The following is a 25,392-nucleotide window of genomic DNA, read 5'->3' on the forward strand; positions in this document are numbered from 1 at the left end:
TCATATCCTAAGCCGGGGCGAATTTGATTGAGGGACGGTTGCCACGGAAATGAATTCTGTCTGTAATACTCCGCCCTTTTTCATTCAATTCCAGGATGTCTGTAAATTTCAATGTTGAAAGTTCACACCTCCCGGATGCACGGTTCCAGATTTGAAGAAAATCGTTCTTTGAAAGATACCCTCGGTTCAAGCGCTTCGCTCGTTTCACAGCAGAACTGTAAGCACTTCGCCCCGAGGCTGGTATATCTTTGAACTGATTGGCAGTTTCAAACAATGAAATCGTCCCCAACCCAACCGAGTGCGCACGCAGGTGCTATGCACCCGCTGCCGCGCACCCGTCCGAAAATCGCTTTGCGATTTATCGAACGAATTTCTTGTGCTTCAACCGCTTCGGCTCCAGTGCATCGGCCCCCAGCCGGCGTTTCTTGTCTTCCTCGTAATCCTCGAAATTGCCTTCGAACCATTCCACGTGGGCATCGCCCTCGAACGCGAGGATATGCGTGCAGATCCGGTCCAGAAAGAACCGGTCGTGGGAAATCACCACGGCGCAGCCGGCGAAATCGACCAGCGCGTCTTCCAGTGCGCGCAGGGTTTCGACGTCAAGATCGTTGGTCGGTTCATCCAGCAGCAGCACGTTGCCGCCTTCTTTCAGCAGGCGCGCCATGTGGACACGGTTGCGTTCCCCGCCTGACAGCAGGCCAACCTTTTTCTGCTGGTCGCCGCCCTTGAAGTTGAAGGACGAACAATAGGCGCGCGAATTGACCTGCGCATCTCCCAGTTCGATAATCTCGGCACCGCCGGTGATCGCCTGCCACACGGTATCATCGGCCTGCAGATCATCGCGCGACTGATCGACATAAGACAGATCAACCGTATCGCCGTATTCGATGGTGCCTGCATCGGGCTTTTCCTGCCCGGTCAGCATCTTGAACAGGGTCGATTTACCCGCACCGTTGGGGCCGATCACCCCGACGATGCCACCGGGGGGCAGCGAAAAATCAAGCCCTTCGATCAACTGCTTGTCGCCCATGTGCTTGGACAGGCCGTTCACCTCGATCACCTTGCTGCCCAGACGCGGGCCGTTGGGGATGACGATCTGTGCGCGGCTCAGTTTTTCGCGTTCGGACTGTTCGGCCAGATCGTTATAGGCGTTGATCCGGGCCTTGGATTTGGCCTGCCGCGCCTTGGCGCCCTGGCGCATCCATTCCAGTTCGCGTTCCAGCGTTTTCTGTTTTGATTTGTCCTCGCGCGCTTCCTGCGCCAGACGCTTGGCCTTTTGTTCCAGCCATGCCGAATAATTGCCCTCGTAGGGGATGCCGCGGCCGCGATCAAGTTCAAGGATCCAGCCGGTGATGTCATCCAGAAAATAACGGTCGTGGGTGACGATCAGGATGGTGCCCTTGTAATCGATCAGGTGCTGTTGCAACCAGGCGATGGTTTCCGCATCCAGATGGTTGGTCGGCTCATCCAGCAGCAGCATGTCGGGCGCTTCAAGCAGCAGCTTGCACAGTGCGACACGGCGTTTTTCACCGCCTGACAGGGTGGCAATCTCGGCCTCGTCCGGCGGGCAGCGCAGCGCCTCCATGCTGACATCGATCTGGCTGTCCAGATCCCACAGGTTCTCGGCGTCGATCTTGTCCTGCAACTCGGCCATCTCGTCGGCGGTTTCATCGGAATAGTTCATCGCCAGTTCGTTGTAGCGATCCAGAATGGCCTTTTTGTCGGCCACGCCCAGCATCACATTGCCGCGCACATCAAGGGTTTCGTCCAGTTTCGGTTCCTGTGGCAGATAGCCGACATGCGCGCCCTTGGCGGCCCACGCCTCACCCTGAAAATCCTTGTCCAGACCGGCCATGATCCGCATCAGGGTCGATTTGCCCGATCCGTTGACGCCGACAACGCCGATTTTCACGCCCGGCAAAAAGCTGAGATGGATGTTTTCAAAGCATTTCTTGCCACCGGGATAGGTTTTGGACACCCCTTCCATGTGATAGACGTATTGATAGGCGGCCATGTGCATGCTCCTTGGACAGATCGTGTTCAGATGGCTAGATAGCGATGCAAGGCACAAGGGGCAATGCGGGCAATGAACAGCCTGACAGATTTGATCCTGTGGCACAGGCCAAAGCGGCGGTTTGACCGACAGCGGCCATTGCGCGACAGGCGGGCGCGCGCTGAAAACGATTGACCGATTGTTTTTTTTGCATAATTTGTGGGCAGATATGACCGTAAATGCCGCCTTTTTGGGTGGAGTCTGGCAGCAGCATCTGCGCCACATGTGCCTGTATTTTCGGAAAATATACTGAGTTTCGGAAGATATGAGGTATTTTAGACTGAATTTTCGTCAAAAAACAGTCGAATGATCTTCGCCGTGCCCACATATCGGGCGATAAGACTTTTACCAAACTGTTACACTGCAACACGGGTTGTCTGAACGCTGACAGCCTGTCGTTCCGGTTGTGGGCGTGTTGCCGATCCGGACGCAATCAAGCGGGGGCCAATAAATCCCGCAAAAAAACAGGAGAGGGACTTCTCATGTCAAAAACAACACTCGTGGTCGGGCTTGATGGCTCGCCCGCAGGGGAAAAGGCGCTGGCGTTTGCCAAACGACAGGCCAAGCGGATGGGCGATTGCACGATAGCGCTGTGCTACGTGATCGAATGGTCGCCGTTTACCTTCCAGACACCAGAGGAAAACGAACAACGTCACAAGCGCCGCGAAGAGGAATTGAAGCTGGCGCATGATCGCGTGCTGGATCCTGCCCTGGCGTCCGCAAAACAGGACGGCCATACCGCGACCGGAGTCGTGCGCCACGGCGATGCCGCCGAAATACTGGACGATCTCGCCAAGGAACTGGGTGCGGAACAGATCATCGTGGGCCGTGTCGGCGCGCGGGGTCTGAAAGACCGCATGTTCGGCAGTGTCAGCGGGCGTCTTGTCGCAAGTGCGGCAGTTCCCGTCACGATTATCCCCTGAGAGGATTTCACATGAAATATTCAATTCCAACGCTTGCCACTGCGGTAGCCCTGTTTCCCGGGGTGACGCTGGCACAGGACGCCATAAGTTTCGATGCGCGCGTGAACGAAATTTTCGCAAATTCGACAGGCTGGTTCGTCAATCTGATCTTCGCGCCACTTCCGGGCACGGCCTTTCCCTGGATCGTGCTGTGGCTGGTCGTGGGTGCAACAGTGTTCACCATCTATTTCGGGTTTATCCAGCTGCGCGCGTTTTCCCATGCGATAAGCCTGGTAAAGGGCGATTATTCAGATCCCAACGACGCGGGTGAGGTCAGCCACTTTCAGGCTCTGGCAACGGCGTTGTCCGGCACGGTCGGTCTGGGTAACATCGCCGGTGTTGCTGTGGCTGTCGGTATCGGCGGGCCGGGGGCCACGTTCTGGATGATCCTTGCGGGCCTTATGGGTATGGCCTCGAAATTCACCGAATGTACGCTGGGTGTGAAATACCGGAATGAATATCCCGACGGCACAGTGTCCGGCGGACCAATGTACTATATGACCAAAGGGTTCGACGAACGGGGGTATCGCGGTGGCAAGATCATGGCCGTGCTTTTCGCGATCTTTTGTATCGGCGGGGCATTTGGCGGTGGCAACATGTTCCAGGCCAATCAGGCGCATGCGCAGATCTCGGGCATCGTCGGCGACTATCCGGGATGGATCACCGGTATCATTTTTGCCCTTGTCGTGTTCGCCGTCATCGTTGGCGGGATCAAATCCATCGCGCGTGTCACCGAAAAAGTCGTTCCCTTCATGGGGCTGCTTTATGTGGGCACGGCACTTGTGATCCTGTTGATGAACTATGACATGATCGGCTGGGCATTTGGCCAGATCTTTGCCGGTGCATTTACCGGACTTGGTGTCGCGGGCGGTTTTGTCGGTGCTTTGATCCAAGGCTTTAAACGGGCGGCGTTCTCGAACGAAGCGGGTGTCGGCTCTGCAGCCATCGCCCACTCGGCCGTTCGGACAAAAGAGCCGATTACCGAAGGTGTCGTTTCCTTGTTGGAACCGTTCATCGATACGGTGGTGATCTGTACAATGACAGCGCTGGTGATCACGATTTCCGGGGTTCAGATGATTGATCCGGAAACCGGCCTGTTCATTCTGGGCGAAGACGGCAAGATCATGACAGAAGGTGGTGTTCAGGGCGTGCAGCTGACCTCGGCAGCGTTTGCAAGCGGGCTAAGCTGGTTCCCCTATGTTCTGGCCATCGCGGTTGTGCTCTTTGCCTTCTCGACCATGATTTCCTGGTCTTATTACGGGTTGAAGGCGTGGACCTATCTGTTCGGAGAGGGCAAGACAAATGAACTGATCTTCAAGTTGCTGTTCTGCTTCTTTGTGGTGGTAGGCGCGGCAGCCCAGCTGGGCGCTGTCATCGACTTCTCGGATGCGATGATCTTTGCCATGGCGGTTGTGAACATCACGGCGCTTTACCTGCTGATGCCGATCGTCAAGCGCGAGATGAACAGCTATTTCGATCGCCTGAAAACCGGAGAGATCAAACGCCACAAGGCCTAGGCCAAAGCGTTTTGATTGACAATTGATGCAAGGCATCCTTCAACGGCCCCTGACACAGTGTCGGGGGCCGTTTTGAATTCGGAGTTTCCAAAAGCAGCGCGCGGCCAGAGTGTTGGCCTGTTGGGCGGGTCGTTTGATCCGCCGCATCACGGTCATGTCCACATCACAACCGAAGCGTTGAAACGCTTTGGACTGGATCGGGTATGGTGGCTGGTGACGCCGGGAAATCCACTTAAACCGCAGGGGCCGGCACCACTCTCGCAACGGATGCAGCAGGCGCGCGCGATGATGCAGCATCCCCGTGTGACAGTTACCGATATAGAGGCACGGCTGGGAACGCGGTACACGGCACAAACACTGGCAACGTTGCGCAGACACTATCCCGGGGTGAATTTTGTCTGGCTCATGGGCGCTGACAATCTGGCGCAGTTTCACAAATGGCAGGACTGGCGAAAAATCATGATGTCGGTCCCGGTCGGCGTACTGGCCCGCCCCGGTGACCGGATTTCGGCGCGGATGTCGCCCGCCGCCCGCCTTTTTGCGCCCTATCGCATTTCGGGGCGTGCATCGCATCTTCTGGCACGGTCCGCACCGCCGGCGTTGTGTTTTGTCAACGTTCCTATGGTCGATATGTCCTCAAGCGCACTGCGGGCGGCGCAACGCTGATCAGCGGCGCAACAGCGCCGATGTGATCCCGGACCCGATGACCAGAACCAGACCGGCCCATGTCAGCGTATCGGGCAGGTCCGAAAACACGGCCCAGCCCAGTGCGGTCGCCGCCAGCAACTGAAAATAGACCAGCGGCGCCAGTTGCGTTGCCGGTGCCAAGCGATAGGCAAACAGCAACAATAGATTGCCGAGCATGGAAAAAAGACCACTCGCGAGGGTCAGTGACGCGACCGGCATTCCAAGCTGCGGGAATTGCAGCAGGCCCAGCGGGGCTAGAAGCGTTGCACTGATCGCCAGTTGCGTAAACACCAGTGATACAGGTGCTGCCAGCCCCGACAACCAACGCGATGTGGTCAGAAACGCGCCGTAGCACAGGCCCGCAAGAACCGCGAACGCCAGACCGCCGGAACCGCCAAACCCGGGGCGCACCACCAGTAGAACACCGGCAAAGCCCAAAAGGATCAAAGCGGTCCGCTGCCACGTGACCGGTTCCCGCAGGAAAATCACCGACAGAACATAGCTGAAGATCGGGCCGATGAAGAAGGCGGCAAACACATCCGCAATCGGTTCGGATCGCAAGGCAAACTGGATCGACGTGATGCCAACCGTCAGAAACATGGCCCGCATCCAGATGCGCCAGTTCGCAAACAGGGCCCATGTGGCCGTTGGCGCAAAGGGCAGGATGGCCAGTGCCCCGATCAGGAACCGTGACCATGCCACAAAAAACGGTGAAGCCCCGTACTGGCCGATCAACAGCTTGGCCGCTGTATCCCCTGCCGGAATAAGTGACATTGCCACAAACATGATAAAAACGGCCTGACCCATGGCGCGGGGCTATCACGGGATTTGCGCGATCAAAAGTGATCATATGCGTCTTGTCTGTTCAACCGGCCTGCGGTTTATTGCGGCTATGAAAAACACGTTTACCCGAAGGGTCTTTTTGGGCGGTTTGGCGTCCGGTGTGGCAACGGCGGTCTGGGCCGAAGCGCCTGCGGTTTCGTTGCGCCCACAATTGCGCGGCGCCGGGTTTCACAAACGCACCGCACCGGCGGCCAAGGCATTGCTGGACGCATCGGGCGTGCGCGGCGAGGTTGGATTTCTGGTGGCGGATGCCGACAGCGGATTGCGGCTGGAAGGGCACAACGCCGCAACAGGCATACCTCCCGCCAGCGTGGCCAAGGCGATCACAGCACTTTACGCGCTGGATGTTCTTGGGCCGGAACACCGGTTCCAAACCCGGCTTATGACGGCTGGCAAGATCGAAAACGGTATTTTGCAGGGCGATCTGGTGCTGGCAGGCGGCGCCGATCCGACGCTGGATACCAACGCGCTGGCGGAAATGGCGCAGGGCCTGAAAGACAGCGGCGTGCGCGAGGTGCGCGGTGATTTTCTGGTCTATGATGGCGCATTGCCTTTTGTCAGCAGCATTGACCCCGACCAGCCGGATCACGTGGGCTACAGCCCGGCCGTTTCTGGCATTGCGCTGAATTTCAACAGGGTTCATTTCGAATGGCGGCGCGGGTCGAACGGTTACGGCGTGACGATGGATGCCCGGTCCGACAAATACCGGCCCGATGTCACCGTGGCGCGGATGCAGGTCGCCGACAGATCAACCCCGATTTATACCTACGCCACGACAGGTGTGCAGGATCAGTGGACCGTTGCCAAAGGTGCCTTGGGCAAGGGCGGCGCGCGATGGTTGCCGGTGCGCAAGCCGGCGCTTTACGCGGGCGATGTGTTTTGCACGCTGGCGCGGGCGCACGGTGTGCAGTTGAAGGCGGCCGTCACGGTGCAGGACGCACCGGCAGGCCGTGTTCTTGTTACCCATTCCAGCGAACCGCTGACAGATATACTACGCGATATGCTGAAATATTCGACAAATCTGACGGCGGAGATGGTCGGCATGGCCACATCGGCGGTGCGCGCGGGGCAGATCACGTCGCTGCGGGCGTCGGCGCGGGAAATGAACCTGTGGGCGCAATCTTCCATGGGGCTGACCGACATAGATCTTGTAGATCATTCGGGCCTTGGCGGCGCATCCAGCATCTCCGCTGCCGATATGGTGCAGGCGCTGGCCCATCCCAAATCCCGGCAGGGATTGCGCCCCCTACTGAAAACGATCGGAATGCGCGACAGCAAGGGACGGATCGACAAAAACCATCCCATCAAGGTCAGCGCGAAAACCGGCACCCTGAATTTTGTTTCCGGATTGGCGGGCTACATGACGGCGCAGGACGGCACCGAACTGGTGTTTGCGATCTTTGCTGCCGATGAACAGACCCGCAACAAGATCAAGCGCGCAGATCGCGAACGCCCCGAAGGCGCACGCCCCTGGAACCGTCGCGCAAAGACGTTGCAGCAAAACCTGATCGAGCGTTGGGGGCTGGTCTACGGATCGTAACGTTCAAAGCCGCAGAATGCGCGCTGTCCCTGCCTGCATTTCGCCCTGTGCGCGGTCAAAGCGAAGATATGCGATCCCGGCGCCATCTGATTGGGTGAACAGCGTTCCAACGGGTTTGCCGCCTGCCGTGATTTCGGTGCCGACCGGAACCGGTGCACTTACACTGACACGGGACAGCCCCTTGCGCAGTTCGGTTTTGTGTTTCATGCGCGCCGTCACTTCCTGACCGACGTAACAGCCCTTTTTGAAATCCACGCCGTGCAGCGCTTCAAAACCGGCCTCGAGAATAAAGGTGTCCGGCCCCAGCTCGATACCGGTTTCGGGGATGCAATGCGCCACGCGGATGGCATCCCAATCTGTGCCATCATCTGATTCCTCTTCGGTCGAATAGCGGCGCCAGCCCAGATCAGGGTGACGCGGGTCTGCAAGGGCGCCGGTTGGGGCAGGCCCGGTGCCGCGTTGCGCATTCAGGCCGGTTTTTTCGATTTCGACCTTGGCGCGCAAGCGGTACATGTTCAGCCGTTTTTCCAGCATGTCGCCCAGGGACGCCGCAACATCGACCAGAACGGTATCGCCCTGCCGGGTCACGAAAAAGTCGGCCAGATATTTGCCTTGCGGCGTCAGAATCGCGGTATAGACAAGCCGGTCGTCGATGTCTGACACATCGTTGGTGGTCAGCCCCTGAAGAAAGTGATCGGTGTCGAGCCCTGTCAGGGCAAGGATGTGGCGCGTCGGCATTCGTGGCTTTCCTTTGATATCGCCGAACACATATAGGGTGCATTGTGGCCAAGAACAAAGGATCAGACAGGTGCGCGCCCCGATTTCTGTGATCATTCCGACACTGGATGTCGAAGATGTGCTTCCCGCGTGTCTGGCTGGCCTGATGGAAGGCGTGCAGGCTGGATTGATCCGCGAATTGATCGTGTCCGATGGCGGATCAAAAGATGCGACCTGTGCGCTGGCGCGCTCGGCCGGGGCCGAAGTGATCACAGGGGCAGCATCGCGCGGTGCGCAATTGCGCCGGGGCTGTGCGCAGGCGCAGGGCGACTGGTTGATGGTGTTACACGCCGATACGGTTTTGCAGGCCGGGTGGAGCGATGTGGCGCAGGCGCATCTGGCCAGCGAACAGGCGGGTTATTTCAAGCTGCGCTTTGATGTACGCGGCCCGATGGCGGCGTGGGTGGCGGCATGGGCAAATCTGCGGTCGCGTTTGTTTGATCTGCCCTACGGGGATCAGGGGTTGTTGATACCCCGCGCGATGTATGATGCCGCGGGCGGGTACCCCGACCAGCCGCTGATGGAAGACGTTGCGCTGGCGCGGGCCTTGTCCGGTCGAATGCAGATGCTGGCGGCAGTGGCCGTTACCAGTGCGGCCCGGTATCAGGCCCAAGGCTGGCTGCGGCGTGGCGCGCGCAATTTATGGACGCTGCTGCGCTATCGCCTTGGCGCAGACCCCGCAAAACTGGCCGCAGCCTATCGCCGTTAGGTTCAGGCGAACAACTGCCGCAGCTTTCCAATCCAGTTTTCCTGCGCTTTCGGCGTTTCGGTACTTTTTACCGTCAGAGTCGTGGCTCCGGAGTGTTCGCTGACGGTTTTCCCATCTTTGTATTGCAGGCGGTAAAGATCGGCATAGATGCCCCCGCGCGACAGCAGTTCTTGGTGGGTTCCCGCATCCACGACGTGCCCGCGATCCATCACGATGATCTTGTCCGCGTTGATCACGGTACTAAGCCGGTGGGCGATCACCAAAGTGGTCCGCCCGTCCGACAACCGGTCAAGCGCGGCTTGAACCACCGCTTCCGATTGGGCATCCAGCGCGCTGGTTGCTTCGTCCAGCAGCAGTATCGGCGTATCGCGCAACAGGGCGCGGGCGATCACGACACGCTGTCGTTGTCCGCCCGAAAGTGCAGACCCGCGCGGGCCCACATGGGTGTCCAGACCATTGGGCAGTTTGTCCAGGAAATCGGACACATGAGCGGCATCAAGCACTTTCTTCAGATGCGCGTCGCTGACATCGGTGCGCCCCAGCAAGATGTTTTCGCGCAAACTGTCGTCAAATAGCAGCGCCTCTTGGCTGACGACGGAAAACAGACTGCGCAAGTCCTGCATTTTCATCGATTTGACAGAGACACCACCGATCAGCACATCGCCGTTTTGTGGATCGACCAGCCGTGTCAGCAGATTGAAAATGGTCGACTTGCCGGCACCTGATGCCCCGACAAGGGCGGTTGTCTTGCCGGCTTCGGCTGTCATCGACAGGCTGTGCAGCACCTGTGTGTCGCCATAGAACAAATCAGCTTTGGTTATTTTGATGCCCGGTGTGCCGGTGGGGGCGGCCACCGGACGGGCCGGTGATTTCAGGCGCAGCGGTGAATCGATCAGTTCCTTTATCCGTTCGATCGCGGCCGCCGCAACCTGCCAAAGCCCGCTGATGGCCCCCAGACGGCGGATCGGATCAAAGGCAAGGCCCATGGCCGTGAAAAAGGTCATGAACTGGCCCACGGTCTTTTCGCCGGAAATAATTTCGGAACCGCCAAAGACCATCACGGCCAGAAACCCGACGCCGGCCATGATATCCACCATGCCGGGAATTGCGGCGCTGCCAAAGGCGGCGCGCACTTCGGTATCGATAAAACGCCCTGTCAGATCACGGTACTTCCGCGTCTGATAGGCTTCCAATGCGTTCAGTTTGATCGGCACGATACCGTGAAACACCTCGTCCAGACGTGTGGACAGGGTTGCGCCCAGATCACGGGCCTGTCGCGCCTGCGCGCGTACATATTTTTGGGCCAAAGCGGCAGGCGCGATCAGCAGGGGCGTGCCGATACAGGCCATGATGGCCCATTTCCAGTCAACGCTGATGGCAACCCCCATCAGAACGATCAGTGCCACCACATCCCGCCCGGCCCCTGTAATGATGGCGCGCCACACATCGTTAACGGCGTTCACGTCTGACTGCACCCGTTGGATCAGGTAACCGGGCGGGTGTGTCTGGTGAAAGGCGCCATCCTGTTTCATCATGTGGTTCAACAGATCAACCCGGATATCCGCCGCGGTCAGTTGTGCAACGCGGGTCAGCAGGACCTTTTGCACCAGACCGGCGATCGCACGGATCGAAAAAATCACTAGAATGGCAACTCCGACCCACCACAACGCGCCGGAATTTCCACCAATAAAGACCTGATCGAACATTGGTTGCAGCATGTAGCTGATGGCCCCGAGGGTGGAGCCTTCCAGAAACATGAACACGACGGCAACCAACAAAATCGGCCAGTGTTTGCGCAGATAATCGCGCCAGATCCAGCCCAACAGGTGCTTGGACGAATAGGACGGATCGCTCATCTTGGGAACGCCTTTCTGCGCCGGTCGAAAGACGCCTGGATTTCATCAGGATCATAGGCGGTTTCGACCCAGTCTTCAAAGGGGATCGGATTTGCCGCATTTGCGGCCTCGTACCGATCCAGAATGTGATCCAGAACACCGGTCCTGGTCCATTTGAAGTGAATAAAGCGAAGACCGAACTGTTTGCGGGCCTCGGCCACGCTGGCCCCGCAGAATACAAGCAGATAGATCGCAGCCGCCAGAGACGACCTGTCTGCGCCGGATTTGCAGTGCATCAGATAGGGTTTGGGTGTGTCGCGGAAAATCCGGATCAGCGACAAAATGCTTTCTCGGCTTGGCGCGCTGCGGGCGGTCATTTCATTGTCGATCAGGGTCAGGCCCAGATCGCGGCAGGCTTCGGCCTCGAACGCGTAATGCGGCGTATGCGATGCTCCGCGCAGATTGATGATGGTTTTAATTCCGCGCGCCGCATATTTCTCCAGCCGCCGCCGGTCCGGATGGTTGGCCCGAAATACGCCCGGCGCGACAGTGGCGAAATTCGACCAGAGCAGGCGCAGACTGGCGTGATCGTGAAGCTGGAAATGCAGCAGAGCCCGCCGCCGGTTGGCCGGAACGGTCAAATCCTCCATCGCGGACTGGCGCAGCTGGTGCTTGGCCTTGGTCAGATGGGCACGGGCCCTGCTGATCATACCCGCTCCGTCTTTGTCTGGACCTGCGTTTTTCATTCGCGTGCTTCTAATGCGGGGGATGTGCCTGCGCAAGACAAAGCGGGATGTTGACGCCGCGTAGTGCTGCGCTAAGCTGGCGCAAAACACCAAGGATTTCACACACATGGCCAAGACACCCAACCTGTCGCACGGGCGTGACTATCTTGCCATTCCGGGCCCTTCCGTGATTCCGGATGCCGTATTGCGGGCCATGCATCGATCTTCGCCCAATATTTACGAGGGCGAATTGATCGATCTGACAGCGACTCTGATCCCTGATCTGAAGGCTGTCGCGCGCACGGATCATTCGGTTGCGATCTATATCGGCAACGGTCACGCCGCCTGGGAGGCCGCACTGGTCAACACATTGCAAGAAGGTGACAAGGTGCTGGTGCCGTCCTCGGGGCAGTTTGCGCACAGTTGGGCCAACATGGCCGCCGCCCTTGGTATAGACTGCGAGATACTGGAATTCGGCAAGCAATCGCCGTTTGACATTGACCGTATAAGCGAAGTTCTGGCGCAAGACACCGCGCACAAGATCAAGGCGGTGCTGGCGGTGCATGTGGATACATCCACCGGTATCCGAAACGATCCCGCAGCCATCAGGGCCGCACTGGATGCGCTGGATCATCCTGCCTTGCTGATGGCGGATTGCATCGCATCGTTGGGCTGTGACCGGTTCGAAATGGATGACTGGGGCGTCGATATAATGGTTGCGGCCTGCCAGAAAGGGCTGATGACACCGGCGGGTTTGGGGTTTGTGTTTTTCAATGACAGGGCCAAAAGGGCACGCGCCAGTCTGAAACGCGTCAGCAATTACTGGGATTGGACCCCGCGCGCCGATCCGGAATTCTATTATCAGTATTTTGGTGGCACGGCCCCCACACACCATCTTTATGGTCTGCGCGCCGCGCTGGACATGATCGGCAACGAGGGGCTGGAAAACGTGTGGGACCGCCACGCGATTCTGGCGCACGCGGTTTGGGCCGCCTTTGATGCATGGGGGCGCGAGGGATCGCTTAGAATGAATGCGGCCGATCCGGCGTATCGCAGCCATGCGGTCACGGCCCTCCGGATTGACCCGCCTTACGGAACGAAGCTGCGCGCCTGGGCACAAAAAGAAATCGGGCTGACGCTGGGCATGGGCCTGGGAATGGCGCCATCGGGTGATCGGGCATGGCACGGATTTTTCCGGCTGGGCCATATGGGGCACGTGAACGGCCACATGATTCTGGGTGCGCTGGGTGGTATTCAGGCAGGTCTGCGGGCCTTGAAAATTCCCCACGGAAGCGGCGCACTGGATGCTGCGGCAGATGTTATCGCCGGTCAGCGCGGGCCGTAATACTGCGCTCTGGCCAGTTTCAGATCAAGCCGTGTGATCAGGTGGTTCAGCGCGGCAGCCAGAACCAGAACCACCGGCAGGCCGTAAATGGCCCAAAGCGCGCCGAATATCCATAACAGGTTGATCAATCCCATGATCAGGCAGGTGGATTTGTAATCTGCCACCGGTTTGCTGTGGTTTTCATGCATTGTCATCTCACTCGTCAGTTTGTCACACCAATTCGTCATACGGATCCAACCCTACCGGATGGAGCGTGAACATACCGTAAACATCTAATCGCTCCGGGCATGGTCAAGCGCCTTGGGCAAGGCGGCGGCAAATAGGTCAATATCTGCCTTTTGTCCGCAACTGATGCGGATGCATCTGTTTTGTGGTTCGGCAAAAGGCATACGCACAAAGATGTCCTGTGCGATCAGACCGTCAAGCACGGCCTTGGCAAAAATCCCGTCGGCACCGCAATCGATCGTGACGAAATTGGTGGCGGAAGTTAGTGTTTTCAGAACGTTATCGGCGGCAATCTTGCCAATGCGCGCACGTGCTGTTTCAATTTCGGATGTCACCTGCGCCAGCCATGCCTGATCCGCCAGGGCGGCCAGCGCACCGGCCTGAGATATCCTGTTCATGCCGAAATGGTTTCTGATCTTGTCAAATGAACGGATCAGATCAGGCGCGCCAATCGCATAGCCAACCCGTGCACCGGCCATGCCGTAGCCTTTTGAAAACGTGCGCATCGTGATGACGCGGGGATCATGAGGATCAACCTGCGCCGCAACACCGGCGGGGGCACATTCCACATAGGCCTCGTCCAGCACCAGAATGCATCCCTGCGGCAGGCTGTCGAGAGCGGCACGGATATCCGCGCCGCTGTACCATGTGCCCATCGGATTATCGGGATTGGCAAAATAGATCAGTTTCGCATCGACATCATGCGCGCGGGCAATCAGGGCGGCCAGATCTTCGTGATCGTCGCGATAGGGCACCTTGTGCAGCACACCGCCAAACCCCGCGACGTGATAATTGAAGGTGGGATAGGCCCCGTCAGACGTAACCACACAATCGCCCGGTTCGATCATCAGGCGGGCCAGATAGCCCAGCAGGCCGTCAATGCCTTCGCCGACAACGATATTATCCATGCGCGTGCCGTGAAATGCTGCCAGTGCCGCGCGCAAGTCATAGCTTTCCGGATCGCCGTACATCCACACATCGGGTACGGCCTCCTGCATTGCCTTTATGGCCAGTGGCGATGGGCCAAAGACACATTCATTGGCCCCCAGACGGGCGGCAAACGGTGTCTTGCGCGCACGTTCCTGAGTTTCCGGCCCGACAAAGGGAACCGATGCCGGCAGCGATTGGGCAAGTCTGGTATAGCGGGTATGGCTCATGCGCCAGATTAAGCGCAGCGCGCGCACAGGTTCAAGCGGTAGCTGCGCACCAGACCCGGCATTTATTGCCCCAACGTCTGACTGGATTTTATCGCGGCAATCGGCTGTGATGCCGCGACCCATTGAAGGATGATGAAAATGAGCCGTGTTGCTGTCACCTATTCTGATCATATCGCCCATGTGCGCCTGTCGCGCGCGGACAAGCGAAACGCGATGGACATTGAAATGATGGAAGCCATCGTCGCGGCAGGGCAGGAGGTTGCAGCCTCGGATGCGCGCGCGGTTGTACTGTCGGGCGACGGGGCCGCGTTTTGCGCCGGTCTGGATATCAGCAGCTTTGCGGCCATGGCGCAGATGGATATGGATGCAACCGTCATGGCGCGCACCCATGGCGACACAAACCTGTTTCAGGAAGTGGCAATGATCTGGCGCAAGGTGCCGGTGCCGGTGATCGCCGCACTGCATGGTGCCGTTTATGGCGCAGGGTTCCAGCTGGCGCTGGGCGCGGATATCCGGATTGCGGCACCGGCTACATCCCTTGCCGTGATGGAAATGAAATGGGGCCTGATCCCTGATATGGGGGGGATGGTGCTGCTGCCCCGGCTGACGCGCAGCGATGTGATCCGCAAGCTGACCTATACCGCCGCGCCGGTAAGCGCCGAACAGGCGCTGGCCTGGGGGCTGGTGACGGAAATCGCCGATGATCCGGTGCAGGCGGCGCAGGATCTGGCGGCCGAGATTGCGGGCAAAAGCCCGTCTGCCATCCGCACGGCCAAGGCGCTGATCACATCCGGTGAAACACTGGATGATGCAGCCCTGTTGCTGGAAGAAAGCCGCGTGCAGATCAACCTGATCGGCAAACCGGATCAGATGGAAGTGATCGCCGCCCAGATGCAAGGGCGAGCGCCGGTTTTTAAATAGGCATACTGGACGGCATCAGCGTGCCTCCGGCAGGAGTATTTCCGGACAAATGAAGGGTCAGCCCAGCTCTTCCAGACGGGCAAGCGCCTCTTTCAATGTGGCGTCTTCCTCTTCCCTTGCGGCCAGATTGGCGCGGGTTTCCTCGACCACCTCGGGCGGGGCAGAGGCGGCGAATTTCGGGTTGTTCAGACGCCCGCGCAATCCGCCCAGTTCCTTGCCAAGCTTATCCAGCGTCTTTTGCAGCCGCGCCTTTTCTTCGTTGATGTCGATGATATCGGCCAGAGGCAGGCCAAAGCTGCCGCCTTCGGCCGCGATTGTCACGCAGCCCTTGGGAAAGCTGTCGACTTTGGTCAGGCTGTCGACGCGGGCAAGCCGTTTGATCAGGATTTCGTTTTGCGCCCAAGCTGTCTGTCCGTTCGCGTCCAGATCGCTGAACAGCATCGGAACCTTGAGCCCCGCAGGCACATGCATCTGCGCGCGCGCCGACCGGATGCTTTCGATCAGGCCGATGACCCAGTTCATCTCGTGATCTGCGGCCCGATCGACCAGATCGGCGGTCGTGTAGGCCGGCCAGTCGGCGTGGATCAGCATCTTGTCGCGCTCGCCCGAGACACCCCAGAGTTCTTCGGTGATGAACGGCATGATCGGGTGCAGCAGGATCAGGCACTGGTCCAGCACCCATTTCATGGTTTCCTGCGTTTCGGCCTTGGCCGCGTCATCGTCCTGCAACAACGGCTTGGAAAATTCGACATACCAGTCGCAGACCTTGCCCCAGACAAAAACGTAAAGTGCGCTGGCGGCATCGTTGAAACGATAGGTCTCGAGCGCGGCGTCCACCTCCTGGCGGACTTTTGCGACCTCGCCCATGATCCATTTGTTCAGCGTGTGCTGCGGTTGGGGCAGGGTGGTGGCGGGCGCGCCAAACACTTCGTTCATTTCGGCAAAGCGCATGGCGTTCCACAGCTTGGTGCCAAAATTGCGATAGCCCGCGATCCGTTGCGTATCCAGTTTGAGAGCACCGCCAAGGCTGGCCATGGCTGCATTGGTAAAACGCAGCGCATCGGCGCCGTATTCGTCGATTAGGTCCAGCGGATCAACCACGTTGCCGGTGGATTTGGACATCTTCTTGCCCTTGGCGTCGCGGACAAGGCCGTGCAGATAAACGGTTTTGAACGGGACTTGGTTCACGACTGAAAGCTGCATCATCATCATCCGCGCCACCCAGAAGAACAGGATGTCGGTGCCGGTGATCAGATCAGAGGTCGGAAAGTATTTCCTGAGCTCTGGCGTGTCTTCGGGCCAGCCCAGCGTACCGATGGGCCAGAGGCCGGAGGAGAACCACGTATCGAGGACGTCGGGGTCGCGGGTAAGTTTCACACCGTCCCCGGCCATCGCCTTCGCTTCGGCCCCGGTTGGTGCGCAATACTGGTTGCCGTCCGCATCAAACCACACCGGAATCTGGTGCCCCCACCACAGCTGGCGGGAAATGCACCAGGGTTCGATATTGTCGAGCCAGTGGAAATAGACCTTTTCTTCCCGCTCGGGCAGGATTTTGGTGTCGCCGTTGCGCACCGCGTCCAGCGCGGGGCCGACGATCTTGTCTGTGTCCACAAACCACTGATCGGTCAGCAGCGGTTCGATCACCACCTTGGAGCGGTCGCCAAACGGCTGCATGATCGGTTTGCTTTCGACGTAGGGCATCATGCCGCCATCAAAACAGACCTCGCCCTCGTCATTGGGTGGGGCAGGCACCATCACGGCCAGACCTTCGGCCGTGATATCGGCGACGACACGCTTGCGCGCCTCGAACCGGTCAAGGCCGCGGTATTCGTCGGGCACAAGGTTCATTGCGGCGATCATCGCCTCGTCAAAGCCCTTTTCGCCATTGGCAATGGCCTGCGCCACAGCAGCTTCCTCGGCATAGGGTTTGCCATCGCTGCGCATGTGGGCGCGGGTATCCATCAGGTTGTACATCGGGATGTTCCCGCGCTTTGCCACCTGATAATCGTTGAAATCATGCGCGCCGGTGATCTTGACCGCGCCGGAACCGAAATCAGGGTCCGGATACTCATCGGTGATGATCGGGATCAGGCGGCGGTGTTCCTTGGGACCGACGGGAATTTCGCACAGTTTGCCCACGATCGGGGCATAGCGTTCATCCGACGGATGCACCGCAACAGCCCCGTCACCCAGCATGGTTTCAGGGCGTGTCGTCGCGATCGAGATATAGTCGCGTGTCTCGCGTAGGGTGACGTTACCGTCTTCGTCCTTTTCCACGTATTCATAGGTTGCGCCATTGGCCAGCGGGTATTTGAAATGCCACATATGGCCCGCAACTTCGATGTTTTCGACCTCGAGATCGGAAATCGCGGTTTCGAACTTCGGGTCCCAGTTGACCAGACGCTTGCCGCGATAGATCAGGCCCTTGTTGTACATATCCACGAAAACCTTGATCACGGCGTCGTGGAAATTGCCGTCTTCGCCATCGGGCGCGCTGTCGGCGCCGGACATTGTAAATGCCTCGCGCGACCAGTCACAGGAGGCACCAAGACGTTTGAGCTGCCCGATGATTGTCCCGCGCGAGGCGATTTTTTGCTGCCACACGCGGCGCACGAATGCGTCGCGGCCCATTTCTGCGCGCGTTGGTTCCCCGTTGGCGGCCATATCGCGTTCGGTGACCATCTGGGTGGCGATGCCAGCATGATCCGTTCCCGGCTGCCACAGCGTGTCGAACCCGCGCATCCGGTGCCAGCGCACAAGGATATCCTGCAAGGTGTTGTTGAACGCATGGCCCATGTGCAGGCTGCCGGTCACGTTGGGCGGCGGGATCATGATGCAATAGGCGGATGCGCCCGGCTTGGCGTTGGCCCCGGCCTTGAAGCATCCGGCGGCTTCCCATGCCTGATACAGCCGGTCTTCGGCCTGCGCCGCATCAAAGGTTTTTTCCATCGCCATGATCATGATCCTTGTTCGTGTGGAGGATCATCTAGCGAAGGACGGCGCGAAGGAAAAGGTGTGGCGCGGGGTCGGACCGCCGGAATGTCCGTATTTTTGGCAAAAAGAAAGCACGCGCAACGGTTCTTTAACCCTGACCGGGTCTAATGGGTCCGCGGTACAGGCTGCCGAGCCGATGACCGTGCAAGAAGAAGGCAAGTCGCCCCTCCCAACGGATTAAGCACCACATATGCCTGTGGACGGCCCACGGGAGGGCGCACTGCCCGCTTCTATTTGCCAACAATACGAGTATCCGCGCCCGCCATGTGCGGCGTCAGGTCAAATGGCGCGCGCGGGCCCCGCGTTCGATGGCCGCAGCGTGCAGGCGGTCGATGTTCAACTCGTAGCGAATTTCTTCCAGCAGACGCAATTCGGGTTCGGCCAGCGTTCCGTCTGCGGCGGCGACATCGCAGGCCAGCGCATATGCGGTTTCAAACAGGCGTTCGGGCAGGCTTTCGCGGATCAGGCCGAACAGAGCATCCAGCCCGTCCTCTTGTTCGAACAGGTCGAAAACGATCTGCGCAATCGTGTTCATGCGGTCTACATCATAGCTGGCAAAGACCGGCAGCATATTCACCGCAGACTGGATCTTGACCAGTTCGGCGGTGCGAATGTCCTCATCCGAGGCAGAAACCGCGATCATCAGGGCGACAAGGCTGTCTTGTGCGCTTAGCGCGTGGGGTATTTCATTGGGCAAGGGGGCCGTCCTTTGGCAAAGCTGTGTTGCAGCGCAGAATATTGACGCGCACCCGAATGGGCAATAGGTAGCGTCGGACCTGTGCGCATTGGGCGCCGGGGCAATTCCGGAGATGGGTATGTCAGAGCTTCGTCAAGCTGCACTTCAGTCCAAAGCGTGGCCGTTTGAAGAAGCGCGCAAACTGGTCAAACGCTATGCCAAAACCCCGCCAGAGAAAGGTTTTGTGCTGTTCGAGACCGGTTATGGCCCGTCCGGATTGCCCCATATCGGCACATTCGGAGAGGTCGCGCGCACCACGATGGTGCGCCGCGCCTTTGAAGTGATCAGTGATATTCCGACGAAACTGATCTGTTTTTCCGATGATCTGGACGGGATGCGCAAAATTCCGGGCAATGTGCCGAACCCTGAAATGCTGGCACCGCACACGCAAAAACCACTGACTTCGGTGCCTGATCCGTTCGGTGAATTCGAAAGCTTTGGCCATCACAACAACGCCATGTTGCGCCGGTTCCTAGATACGTTCGGGTTTGAATACGATTTCATCAGCGCGACCGAATTCTACCGGTCGGGCCAGTTTGACGAGGTGCTGTTGCGTGCGGCGCAGCGCTATGACGATATCATGGCCGTGATGCTGAAATCCCTGCGCGAAGAGCGCCAGCAGACTTATTCGATTTTCCTGCCGATCCACCCCGAGACGGGCCGCGTGATGTATGTGCCACTGACATCGGTGGATGCAGATGCGGGAACGATCACGTTCAACGACGAGGATGGAAGCGAGATGACCCTGCCGGTGACAGGCGGGCACGTCAAGTTGCAATGGAAGCCGGATTTCGGTGCGCGCTGGGCGGCGCTGGGTGTGGATTTCGAGATGTATGGCAAGGACCATTCCACAAATACGCCGATCTATGACAGCATCTGCGAAATTCTGGGGGTCAAGGCGCCGGAACATTTCACATATGAGCTGTTCCTAGATGAAAACGGCCAGAAAATCTCGAAAACCTCGGGAAATGGCGTGTCGATCGACGAATGGCTGACCTATGCGTCCACCGAAAGCCTGTCCTATTTCATGTATCAGAAACCCAAGACAGCCAAAAGGATGCATTTCGATGTGATCCCCAAGGCCATGGATGAATATCACCAGCAATTGCGGGCCTATCCGACGCAAGACGTGAAGGCGCAGCTGAACAATCCTGTCTGGCACATCCACGGCGGCGATGTGCCTGAATCGCACATGGTGGTGCCTTATTCCATGTTGCTGAACCTTGCCGCGGTTGCGAATGCGGACAACAAGGATCAGCTTTGGGGGTTCATCCAGCGCTACGCACCCGAGGCCGCGCCTGAAACCCATGCCGATCTGGACGCGGCGGCAGGCTATGCGGTGCGTTATTACAATGATTTCGTGAAACCGGCCAAAACCTACCGGATGCCCAGTGATCTGGAGCGCGAAGCACTGGAGGATTTGCGCGACCAGTTGAAAACCTGGGAAGGCGGGCTGGATGCCGAGGCGTTGCAATCACTGGTGTTTGCCTGCGGGCGCGAACGGTTTGATCCGCTGCGCGACTGGTTTACCGCGCTTTACGAAGTGTTACTGGGCGCCAGTCAGGGGCCACGCTTTGGCGGATTTATCGCGCTTTACGGCGTGGACGAAACCATTGCGCTGATTGATGACGCCCTGGCCGGAAAATTGACCTAAGGGCAAACGCGCCTATCCTTTTGTTCACAGACAGGAGGGTTTGAAAATGCGTTCGTTGATTTTGGCACTGGCTTTGATCCTTGGGACGGGGGCCAGCGCGTCCGCCCAAAGCAGCGAGATCGAGGCCACGATTTCCAACCAGATAACCGCGTTCAAGGCGGATGATTTTGCGCAGGCGTTCACCTTTGCCAGCCCGACGATCCAGCAATTGTTCCAGACCCCCGAAAATTTCGGGCGCATGGTCAGCCAGGGCTATCCGATGGTGTGGCGCCCGGCCGATGTAAGGTATTTGGAACTGCGCGAAATTTCGGGCGAGCTGTGGCAAAAGGTTATGATCACAGATGCGGATGGCGCGGTACATGTGCTGGATTACCGGATGCAGAAATCTGAATCTGGCTGGAAGATCAACGGGGTGCAGATACTGGCGCAACCCGAAGCCAATGTCTGATCCGCACCGCATGTGCCCACCGTGACGGTGCTGTGAACGCTTCTTAACAACCTGTCGATACTTCCCTTTTCGTGCGCCGGGATCGCCCGGATTAGAACGCAGGAAAGGGATTTTGATGAACAAGGCTATCACCGACGGGTTATTGCTGATGCCGCCTGCCTTTGCAGGCGGGCTTGATACATGGTCAAGCGGGGATGGCACGCCAGGGTCAAACACTTATGACGCGTCGGGCAACGCCGCGTTTGTGCCAGCCGACCAAGACTTTGGCGGGTGTCTGGAACTTCTGAAAAGCGATGCGGTACAAAAGCTGCGCTATAGCGGCGAAACGCCCCTTTTGCCGGGGTGCTATCTGCAAATCAAGGCGCGCGTCAAAGCGATAAGCGGGGCGTTTCCTTCTGTGCGCATAGCAGCGTGGGCCGGTGGTGCCGGCGGCGCCCATGTGCCAGCCGTCGTTCAGACCGCGCCTACCGTGGCGCTAAACACATATGGCAAGATTGTGGAAGTGTCGGCGATCGTCGGTTCCGGTGCGCGCACTGGCGTTGACATGGTGTGGGGCACACAGCCGATCTATGGGCATTTCGGGCTGGACCTGACCGGTGCAAATGGAGGTGTCGTGCGGATTGACGATATCGAAATCACCGATGTCACGTCGGTGTTCCTGCGCGATATGCTGGGGCTGGTCGATGTGCGCGATCATGGCGCGGTGGGTGACGGGATCACCGATGACAGCGCCGCGTTTGAAGCTGCGGATGCCGCCGCCAACGGGCGTGCCGTTCTGGTATCGAAAGGAACGTATTTTCTGGGGGACAGCGTTACATTTGAATCCTCGGTCCGGTTTCAGGGTAAGGTCAGCATGGCGGCGGACAAGCTGTTTGTTCTGACGCGGAATTTCGATCTGCCAACCTATATCGATGCGTTCGGTGATGAGGAACTGGCCTTTCGCAAGGCGTTTCAGGCGCTGCTGAACAATGCGGATCATGAATCGCTTGATCTGGGCGGGCGCAAGATCAATGTGACGGCACCGATCGACATGCAGGCGGCGGTTCCCAACCGCACCAGCTATGCCACGCGCCGGGTGATCCGGAACGGCCAGTTCGAGGCCGCGCCCGGTGCTTCGTGGGATACGGAAACGGTTACGTCGCAAGCGACCTATACGCCAGCAGATCCGCGTGTCTTGACCGGGGTCGTCGATGTGGCGAACGTGCCTGTGGGTGCCTTGGTCGATGGATTTGGCGTCGGGCGTGAAGTCTACGTGCTGGACAAGAACGTCGCGACACAAGAGGTGACGTTGAACGCGCCCCTGTATGATGCGGCGGGAACGCAGGTATTTACATTCAAGCGCTTCAAGTACTTGCTGGATTTCAGCGGCTTCAGCCAGCTGAGCAAATTCAGCCTGTCCGATATAGAGTTCCAGTGCAACAACCGGTGCAGCGCGGTGATGCTGGCCCCGAGCGGTCTGATCTTTCAGGTACGAGACTGCTTTTTCTCGCGCCCCAAGGACCGCGGGATCACATCAATCGGCGGTGGCTGTCAGGGAATGAAGATCGACCGCTGCCAGTTCCTGTCATCCGAGGATGCGCTTGATGTGGCCGACCGGATAACCATCGCACTGAACACCAATGCCAACGACATCAAGCTGCGCGATTGCCGGGCCACGAAATTCCGGCATTTCGCGGTGGTTGCAGGCAGCAATTCCCTGATCCTTGGCAATCACTTCTTTCAGGGTGACAGCGTGCCCAACGGGGTGCGCACCGCCGGCCTTGTGATTGCGAACTCCCATTGCAGCAGTATCGTTTCGGGAAACTACATCGATAACTGCTTTATCGAATGGACCAACGAACAGGACGCGGCGCCGGAATTCAATTCAGAGTTTTCGTTCAGTGCGCTGAGTATTTCCGACAATATATTCCTCTCTGGCGATGTCGCGCCATGGTTCAGCTATATCGTGGTGAAACCGCACGGCATCGGCCATTTTTTAAGTGGTGTGACAATTACCGGCAACAGGTTCCGCACGATCAACGGCACGATCGACCGGGCCGAACGGGTTGATACCAGCTTTGCCGATCTGGATTACACGCGCATGAAGAACATCACGTTCAGCGCAAATTCGTTTCATTCGGTTTCGCGTCAGGTTTCCAACCCTTTGCGGATCAAACATGCGCAGATCACCGAGGCACAGACATGGGTGATTGATCCGGACGGGCAACTGCCCTTCGGGGCGTGGGCGCGGACGGTGGATGCTGTTGTGGCAGATGGCAAAATCCGCAATGCGGCCGGGGAACAGCAGTTTGCAATGCCCTACACAACGGTGCAAAACGGCGCAAATTCCGATCAGGTGCATCTGCTATGGCCGCAGGCGGTGCGCGGGGATGCGACGGTTACGGTGCGCATCGATAATTGAATGGTCCGGGGTGGGTTGTAACGTCCGCCCCGTTCAGAATTCGTGCCAGAACCCGATGCGCAGGCCCAGCGTGTCGGTCTGTGCGCTGTGCGCTTCGATCCCCAGTTTCACGAAACGGTCGGCCCGAAATTCCCACAGCAGCGACGGGGTAATCGCAACCACAGAGGTATTGTCGGGCCAGTGGGTTGTTTCGATCTGAACAAGGGTCAGCAACCGCGCCGACAAAGGCAGGCCCAGTGTGGCATCCAGTTTGGCGGACAGATCGCCCTGCGTCGTCCCGATTTCGACCGAACTGTCCAGCCCGAACCAGCCATATCCAACAGGGCGCGTAATGCCGTGCCCGAATGACAGGCCCAGTCTGACAACCGGGTCCCATTCGCCGTTCACCCGCCGTGCGCCCGCCCCCGCTTCATAGGCCAGACGCACCGGTTTCGTCTGCGGCCCGATCGGGCGGCGCAAAAAGCCGATGGCATGACCATACGAATCCGCCGTGACATTCACATCAGCCCCGAATGTCAGTGTCTTGCTCAGCCCGTGTTCGCCGTAGACTGCGCCTTCGCCCTGCGCCATCAGCCCGTCCCGTGTCAGCCGCGTTGTACTGGACGCGGCAAGAAACGTGCGCCCCTGATCCTGCAACCAGGCACCGGCATGTGCAGGCGTAAAATAAACGCACAGCAGGCAACCCCATATGCAAATCAAGATGCGATCCATCGAACCCTCCAAGCGCACCCTGCTTAAGCAGGGTTAATGAAAGGTTTACGCGAATGGCGTGCGCACTGGCCTGTTGCAAACCTGACATGCATCAATGCAACTTGTCTCAAAGCATGTCAGAGTGGAAAAAACTCAGGAGGGAAAACCCATGTATCACAACATTCTTGTACCGATTGCCTTTGATCACGAGCGTGACAAATCCGCGCCGCTGAAGCTGGCCAAGCTTTTGTCGTCGCCCGATGCAAAAGTGACATTGCTGCATGTCATCGAACATGTGCCGTCCTACGCATTGTCCTATCTGACCGAAGATTTTCTGAAAGGCACCCGCGATGCGCTGGATGCAGAGATGGAAAAACTGGCATCGCAAGTACCCGGCGCCGTGGGCCGGGTGGTAGAAGGCCATTCCGGCCGCACCATTCTGGACTTTGCCGAAAAAGACGGTTCCGACCTGATCATCATCGCCTCGCACCGGCCCGAAATGCAGGATTACCTGCTGGGCAGCACTGCCGCACGCGTTGTGCGCCATGCCCAATGCGCGGTGCATGTGGTCAGATAGAACCGGACGGCAAGAAAATGCGTTCGGGATTGATATTTATCAATCGGCGCAAGGACGTGCATGGAAATTATATGCACCTGCGTGGACGTTCGGATCGTGACCTGTTGTGAGCCGGGGAACAACGATGTGCATGCAGACGTACCTGGTACGGTTTACCCCGGTCCGAAAGGGCCGGGGTATTTCATCGGCTATGTGAATAATGGCTGATCCGGCCCGTCAGCGGGCAACGATAACATAGGTTTTGCGCACATGTTCGTGCACGATCCATTTGCCGGTCCAGCCCAGTGGCAGGATCAGCAGCCCGCCGGCACCAACACTTTGCTGCGCGCCGCCATTGTCGCCTATCACGGTCACGGAACCAGACAGGATGTGACAATATTCGGCCGATGCGGTGCGGTCGGCGGTAAACTCGCCCGGCGTACATTCCCACACGCCGATATTGGTTTTCCCGTCTGCCGAGGCCCACAGGTTCGCCGCCGCTTCGGTCTGGCCCGGCGTCAGCGTTGTGGGTTTGGGTTCGAACGCGCCGACATCCACGGATGCCAGATCGCCAAAAGCGGATAAATCAATCATACGGGGCCTCTTGCTGTTGGGTC

General features: G+C 58.5%; 23 protein-coding genes. 12 read left to right on the forward strand and 11 right to left on the reverse strand.

All coding sequences use genetic code 11. The features are described 5' to 3' along the window. Positions 1-358: 358 nt before the first annotated feature. Positions 359-2,014 carry an energy-dependent translational throttle protein EttA gene (gene ettA / locus C1J05_RS03460; RefSeq protein WP_114872077.1) on the reverse strand — a complete coding sequence of 552 codons (1,656 nt, stop codon included), beginning with the start codon at positions 2,012-2,014 and terminating at the stop codon, positions 359-361. Positions 2,015-2,535: 521 nt separating this feature from the next. Between ettA and C1J05_RS03465 the strand changes: the two genes are divergently transcribed. From C1J05_RS03465 to C1J05_RS03475, 3 genes are all read left to right on the forward strand, one after another. Next, positions 2,536-2,976, forward strand: coding sequence for a universal stress protein (locus C1J05_RS03465; RefSeq protein ID WP_114869050.1), 441 nt, complete (start codon positions 2,536-2,538; stop codon positions 2,974-2,976). Positions 2,977-2,987: 11 nt separating this feature from the next. Continuing rightward, on the forward strand, positions 2,988-4,532 hold the full coding sequence (locus tag C1J05_RS03470; protein WP_114869051.1) for an alanine/glycine:cation symporter family protein: 1,545 nt from the start codon (positions 2,988-2,990) through the stop codon (positions 4,530-4,532). A gap of 72 nt (positions 4,533-4,604) precedes the next feature. After that, positions 4,605-5,198, forward strand: coding sequence for a nicotinate-nucleotide adenylyltransferase (locus C1J05_RS03475; protein WP_114872078.1), 594 nt, complete (start codon positions 4,605-4,607; stop codon positions 5,196-5,198). Here the strand turns inward: C1J05_RS03475 and C1J05_RS03480 are convergent, their stop codons facing one another. Then, positions 5,199-6,026, reverse strand: coding sequence for a DMT family transporter (locus C1J05_RS03480; RefSeq protein ID WP_114869052.1), 828 nt, complete (start codon positions 6,024-6,026; stop codon positions 5,199-5,201). A gap of 85 nt (positions 6,027-6,111) precedes the next feature. On the opposite strand from C1J05_RS03480, the gene dacB reads away from it, so the two are divergent. After that, positions 6,112-7,602 (forward strand): D-alanyl-D-alanine carboxypeptidase/D-alanyl-D-alanine endopeptidase, encoded by a 1,491-nt coding sequence (dacB, locus tag C1J05_RS03485; protein WP_114872079.1) that lies wholly within the window; start codon positions 6,112-6,114, stop codon positions 7,600-7,602. 3 nt (positions 7,603-7,605) lie between these two features. On the opposite strand, the gene ygfZ is transcribed toward dacB, so the two are convergent. Then, on the reverse strand, positions 7,606-8,340 hold the full coding sequence (gene ygfZ / locus C1J05_RS03490) for a CAF17-like 4Fe-4S cluster assembly/insertion protein YgfZ (RefSeq protein WP_114872080.1): 735 nt from the start codon (positions 8,338-8,340) through the stop codon (positions 7,606-7,608). Between the two features lie 70 nt (positions 8,341-8,410). On the opposite strand from ygfZ, the gene C1J05_RS03495 reads away from it, so the two are divergent. Further along, positions 8,411-9,088 carry a TIGR04283 family arsenosugar biosynthesis glycosyltransferase gene (locus tag C1J05_RS03495; RefSeq protein ID WP_114869053.1) on the forward strand — a complete coding sequence of 226 codons (678 nt, stop codon included), beginning with the start codon at positions 8,411-8,413 and terminating at the stop codon, positions 9,086-9,088. Positions 9,089-9,090: 2 nt separating this feature from the next. Here the strand turns inward: C1J05_RS03495 and C1J05_RS03500 are convergent, their stop codons facing one another. Further along, positions 9,091-10,944 (reverse strand): ABC transporter ATP-binding protein, encoded by a 1,854-nt coding sequence (locus tag C1J05_RS03500; protein ID WP_114869054.1) that lies wholly within the window; start codon positions 10,942-10,944, stop codon positions 9,091-9,093. Next, complete coding sequence (locus C1J05_RS03505; RefSeq protein WP_114872081.1) at positions 10,941-11,633, reverse strand: fused DSP-PTPase phosphatase/NAD kinase-like protein; 693 nt, start codon at positions 11,631-11,633, stop codon at positions 10,941-10,943. The genes C1J05_RS03500 and C1J05_RS03505 overlap by 4 nt, the downstream gene beginning before the upstream one ends. A 142-nt stretch (positions 11,634-11,775) precedes the next feature. On the opposite strand from C1J05_RS03505, the gene C1J05_RS03510 reads away from it, so the two are divergent. Continuing rightward, on the forward strand, positions 11,776-12,993 hold the full coding sequence (locus C1J05_RS03510; RefSeq protein WP_114869055.1) for a pyridoxal-phosphate-dependent aminotransferase family protein: 1,218 nt from the start codon (positions 11,776-11,778) through the stop codon (positions 12,991-12,993). Here the strand turns inward: C1J05_RS03510 and C1J05_RS03515 are convergent. Next, the gene (locus tag C1J05_RS03515) at positions 12,978-13,181 is read right to left on the reverse strand and encodes a histidinol phosphate aminotransferase (protein ID WP_114872082.1); all 204 of its coding nucleotides are present in this window, start codon (positions 13,179-13,181) and stop codon (positions 12,978-12,980) included. The two genes, C1J05_RS03510 and C1J05_RS03515, sit on opposite strands and share 16 nt — an antisense overlap. An 84-nt stretch (positions 13,182-13,265) precedes the next feature. Then, on the reverse strand, positions 13,266-14,375 hold the full coding sequence (locus C1J05_RS03520; RefSeq protein ID WP_114872083.1) for a pyridoxal phosphate-dependent aminotransferase: 1,110 nt from the start codon (positions 14,373-14,375) through the stop codon (positions 13,266-13,268). A 138-nt stretch (positions 14,376-14,513) separates the two neighbouring features. Here C1J05_RS03520 and C1J05_RS03525 point away from each other — a divergent pair, with 138 nt between their 5' ends. Then, a complete protein-coding gene (locus C1J05_RS03525) occupies positions 14,514-15,296 on the forward strand; it encodes a crotonase/enoyl-CoA hydratase family protein (protein ID WP_114872084.1) in 783 nt (260 codons plus the stop codon). A gap of 57 nt (positions 15,297-15,353) precedes the next feature. Here the strand turns inward: C1J05_RS03525 and C1J05_RS03530 are convergent, their stop codons facing one another. Next, the gene (locus C1J05_RS03530; protein ID WP_114872085.1) at positions 15,354-18,251 is read right to left on the reverse strand and encodes a valine--tRNA ligase; all 2,898 of its coding nucleotides are present in this window, start codon (positions 18,249-18,251) and stop codon (positions 15,354-15,356) included. Between C1J05_RS03530 and C1J05_RS03535 the strand changes: the two genes are divergently transcribed. Beyond that, on the forward strand, positions 18,250-18,471 hold the full coding sequence (locus tag C1J05_RS03535; RefSeq protein ID WP_114869056.1) for a hypothetical protein: 222 nt from the start codon (positions 18,250-18,252) through the stop codon (positions 18,469-18,471). The genes C1J05_RS03530 and C1J05_RS03535 overlap by 2 nt on opposite strands. 93 nt (positions 18,472-18,564) lie before the next feature. Here C1J05_RS03535 and C1J05_RS03540 read toward each other — a convergent pair whose 3' ends face one another. Then, positions 18,565-18,933 (reverse strand): tellurite resistance TerB family protein, encoded by a 369-nt coding sequence (locus C1J05_RS03540; protein ID WP_254684774.1) that lies wholly within the window; start codon positions 18,931-18,933, stop codon positions 18,565-18,567. Positions 18,934-19,105: 172 nt separating this feature from the next. Between C1J05_RS03540 and C1J05_RS03545 the strand changes: the two genes are divergently transcribed. The 3 genes from C1J05_RS03545 (at position 19,106) to C1J05_RS03555 (ending at position 23,529) form a co-directional block, all read left to right on the forward strand. Continuing rightward, on the forward strand, positions 19,106-20,680 hold the full coding sequence (locus C1J05_RS03545) for a lysine--tRNA ligase (protein WP_114872086.1): 1,575 nt from the start codon (positions 19,106-19,108) through the stop codon (positions 20,678-20,680). A 46-nt stretch (positions 20,681-20,726) separates the two neighbouring features. Then, positions 20,727-21,128 carry a DUF4864 domain-containing protein gene (locus tag C1J05_RS03550; RefSeq protein WP_114869058.1) on the forward strand — a complete coding sequence of 134 codons (402 nt, stop codon included), beginning with the start codon at positions 20,727-20,729 and terminating at the stop codon, positions 21,126-21,128. A 115-nt stretch (positions 21,129-21,243) separates the two neighbouring features. Further along, positions 21,244-23,529 carry a glycosyl hydrolase family 28-related protein gene (locus tag C1J05_RS03555; RefSeq protein ID WP_114869059.1) on the forward strand — a complete coding sequence of 762 codons (2,286 nt, stop codon included), beginning with the start codon at positions 21,244-21,246 and terminating at the stop codon, positions 23,527-23,529. Between the two features lie 33 nt (positions 23,530-23,562). Here the strand turns inward: C1J05_RS03555 and C1J05_RS03560 are convergent, their stop codons facing one another. Next, complete coding sequence (locus C1J05_RS03560; RefSeq protein WP_114869060.1) at positions 23,563-24,240, reverse strand: hypothetical protein; 678 nt, start codon at positions 24,238-24,240, stop codon at positions 23,563-23,565. Between the two features lie 148 nt (positions 24,241-24,388). Here C1J05_RS03560 and C1J05_RS03565 point away from each other — a divergent pair, with 148 nt between their 5' ends. After that, a complete protein-coding gene (locus C1J05_RS03565; protein WP_114869061.1) occupies positions 24,389-24,796 on the forward strand; it encodes a universal stress protein in 408 nt (135 codons plus the stop codon). Between the two features lie 216 nt (positions 24,797-25,012). Here C1J05_RS03565 and C1J05_RS03570 read toward each other — a convergent pair whose 3' ends face one another. Continuing rightward, positions 25,013-25,369: a cupin domain-containing protein gene (locus tag C1J05_RS03570; RefSeq protein WP_114869062.1), complete on the reverse strand. Its 357-nt coding sequence runs from the start codon at positions 25,367-25,369 to the stop codon at positions 25,013-25,015. Between the last annotated feature and the right edge of the window lie 23 nt (positions 25,370-25,392).

Origin of the sequence: Sulfitobacter sp. JL08 (assembly GCF_003352045.1) — a bacterium.
Taxonomy (GTDB): domain Bacteria; phylum Pseudomonadota; class Alphaproteobacteria; order Rhodobacterales; family Rhodobacteraceae; genus JL08.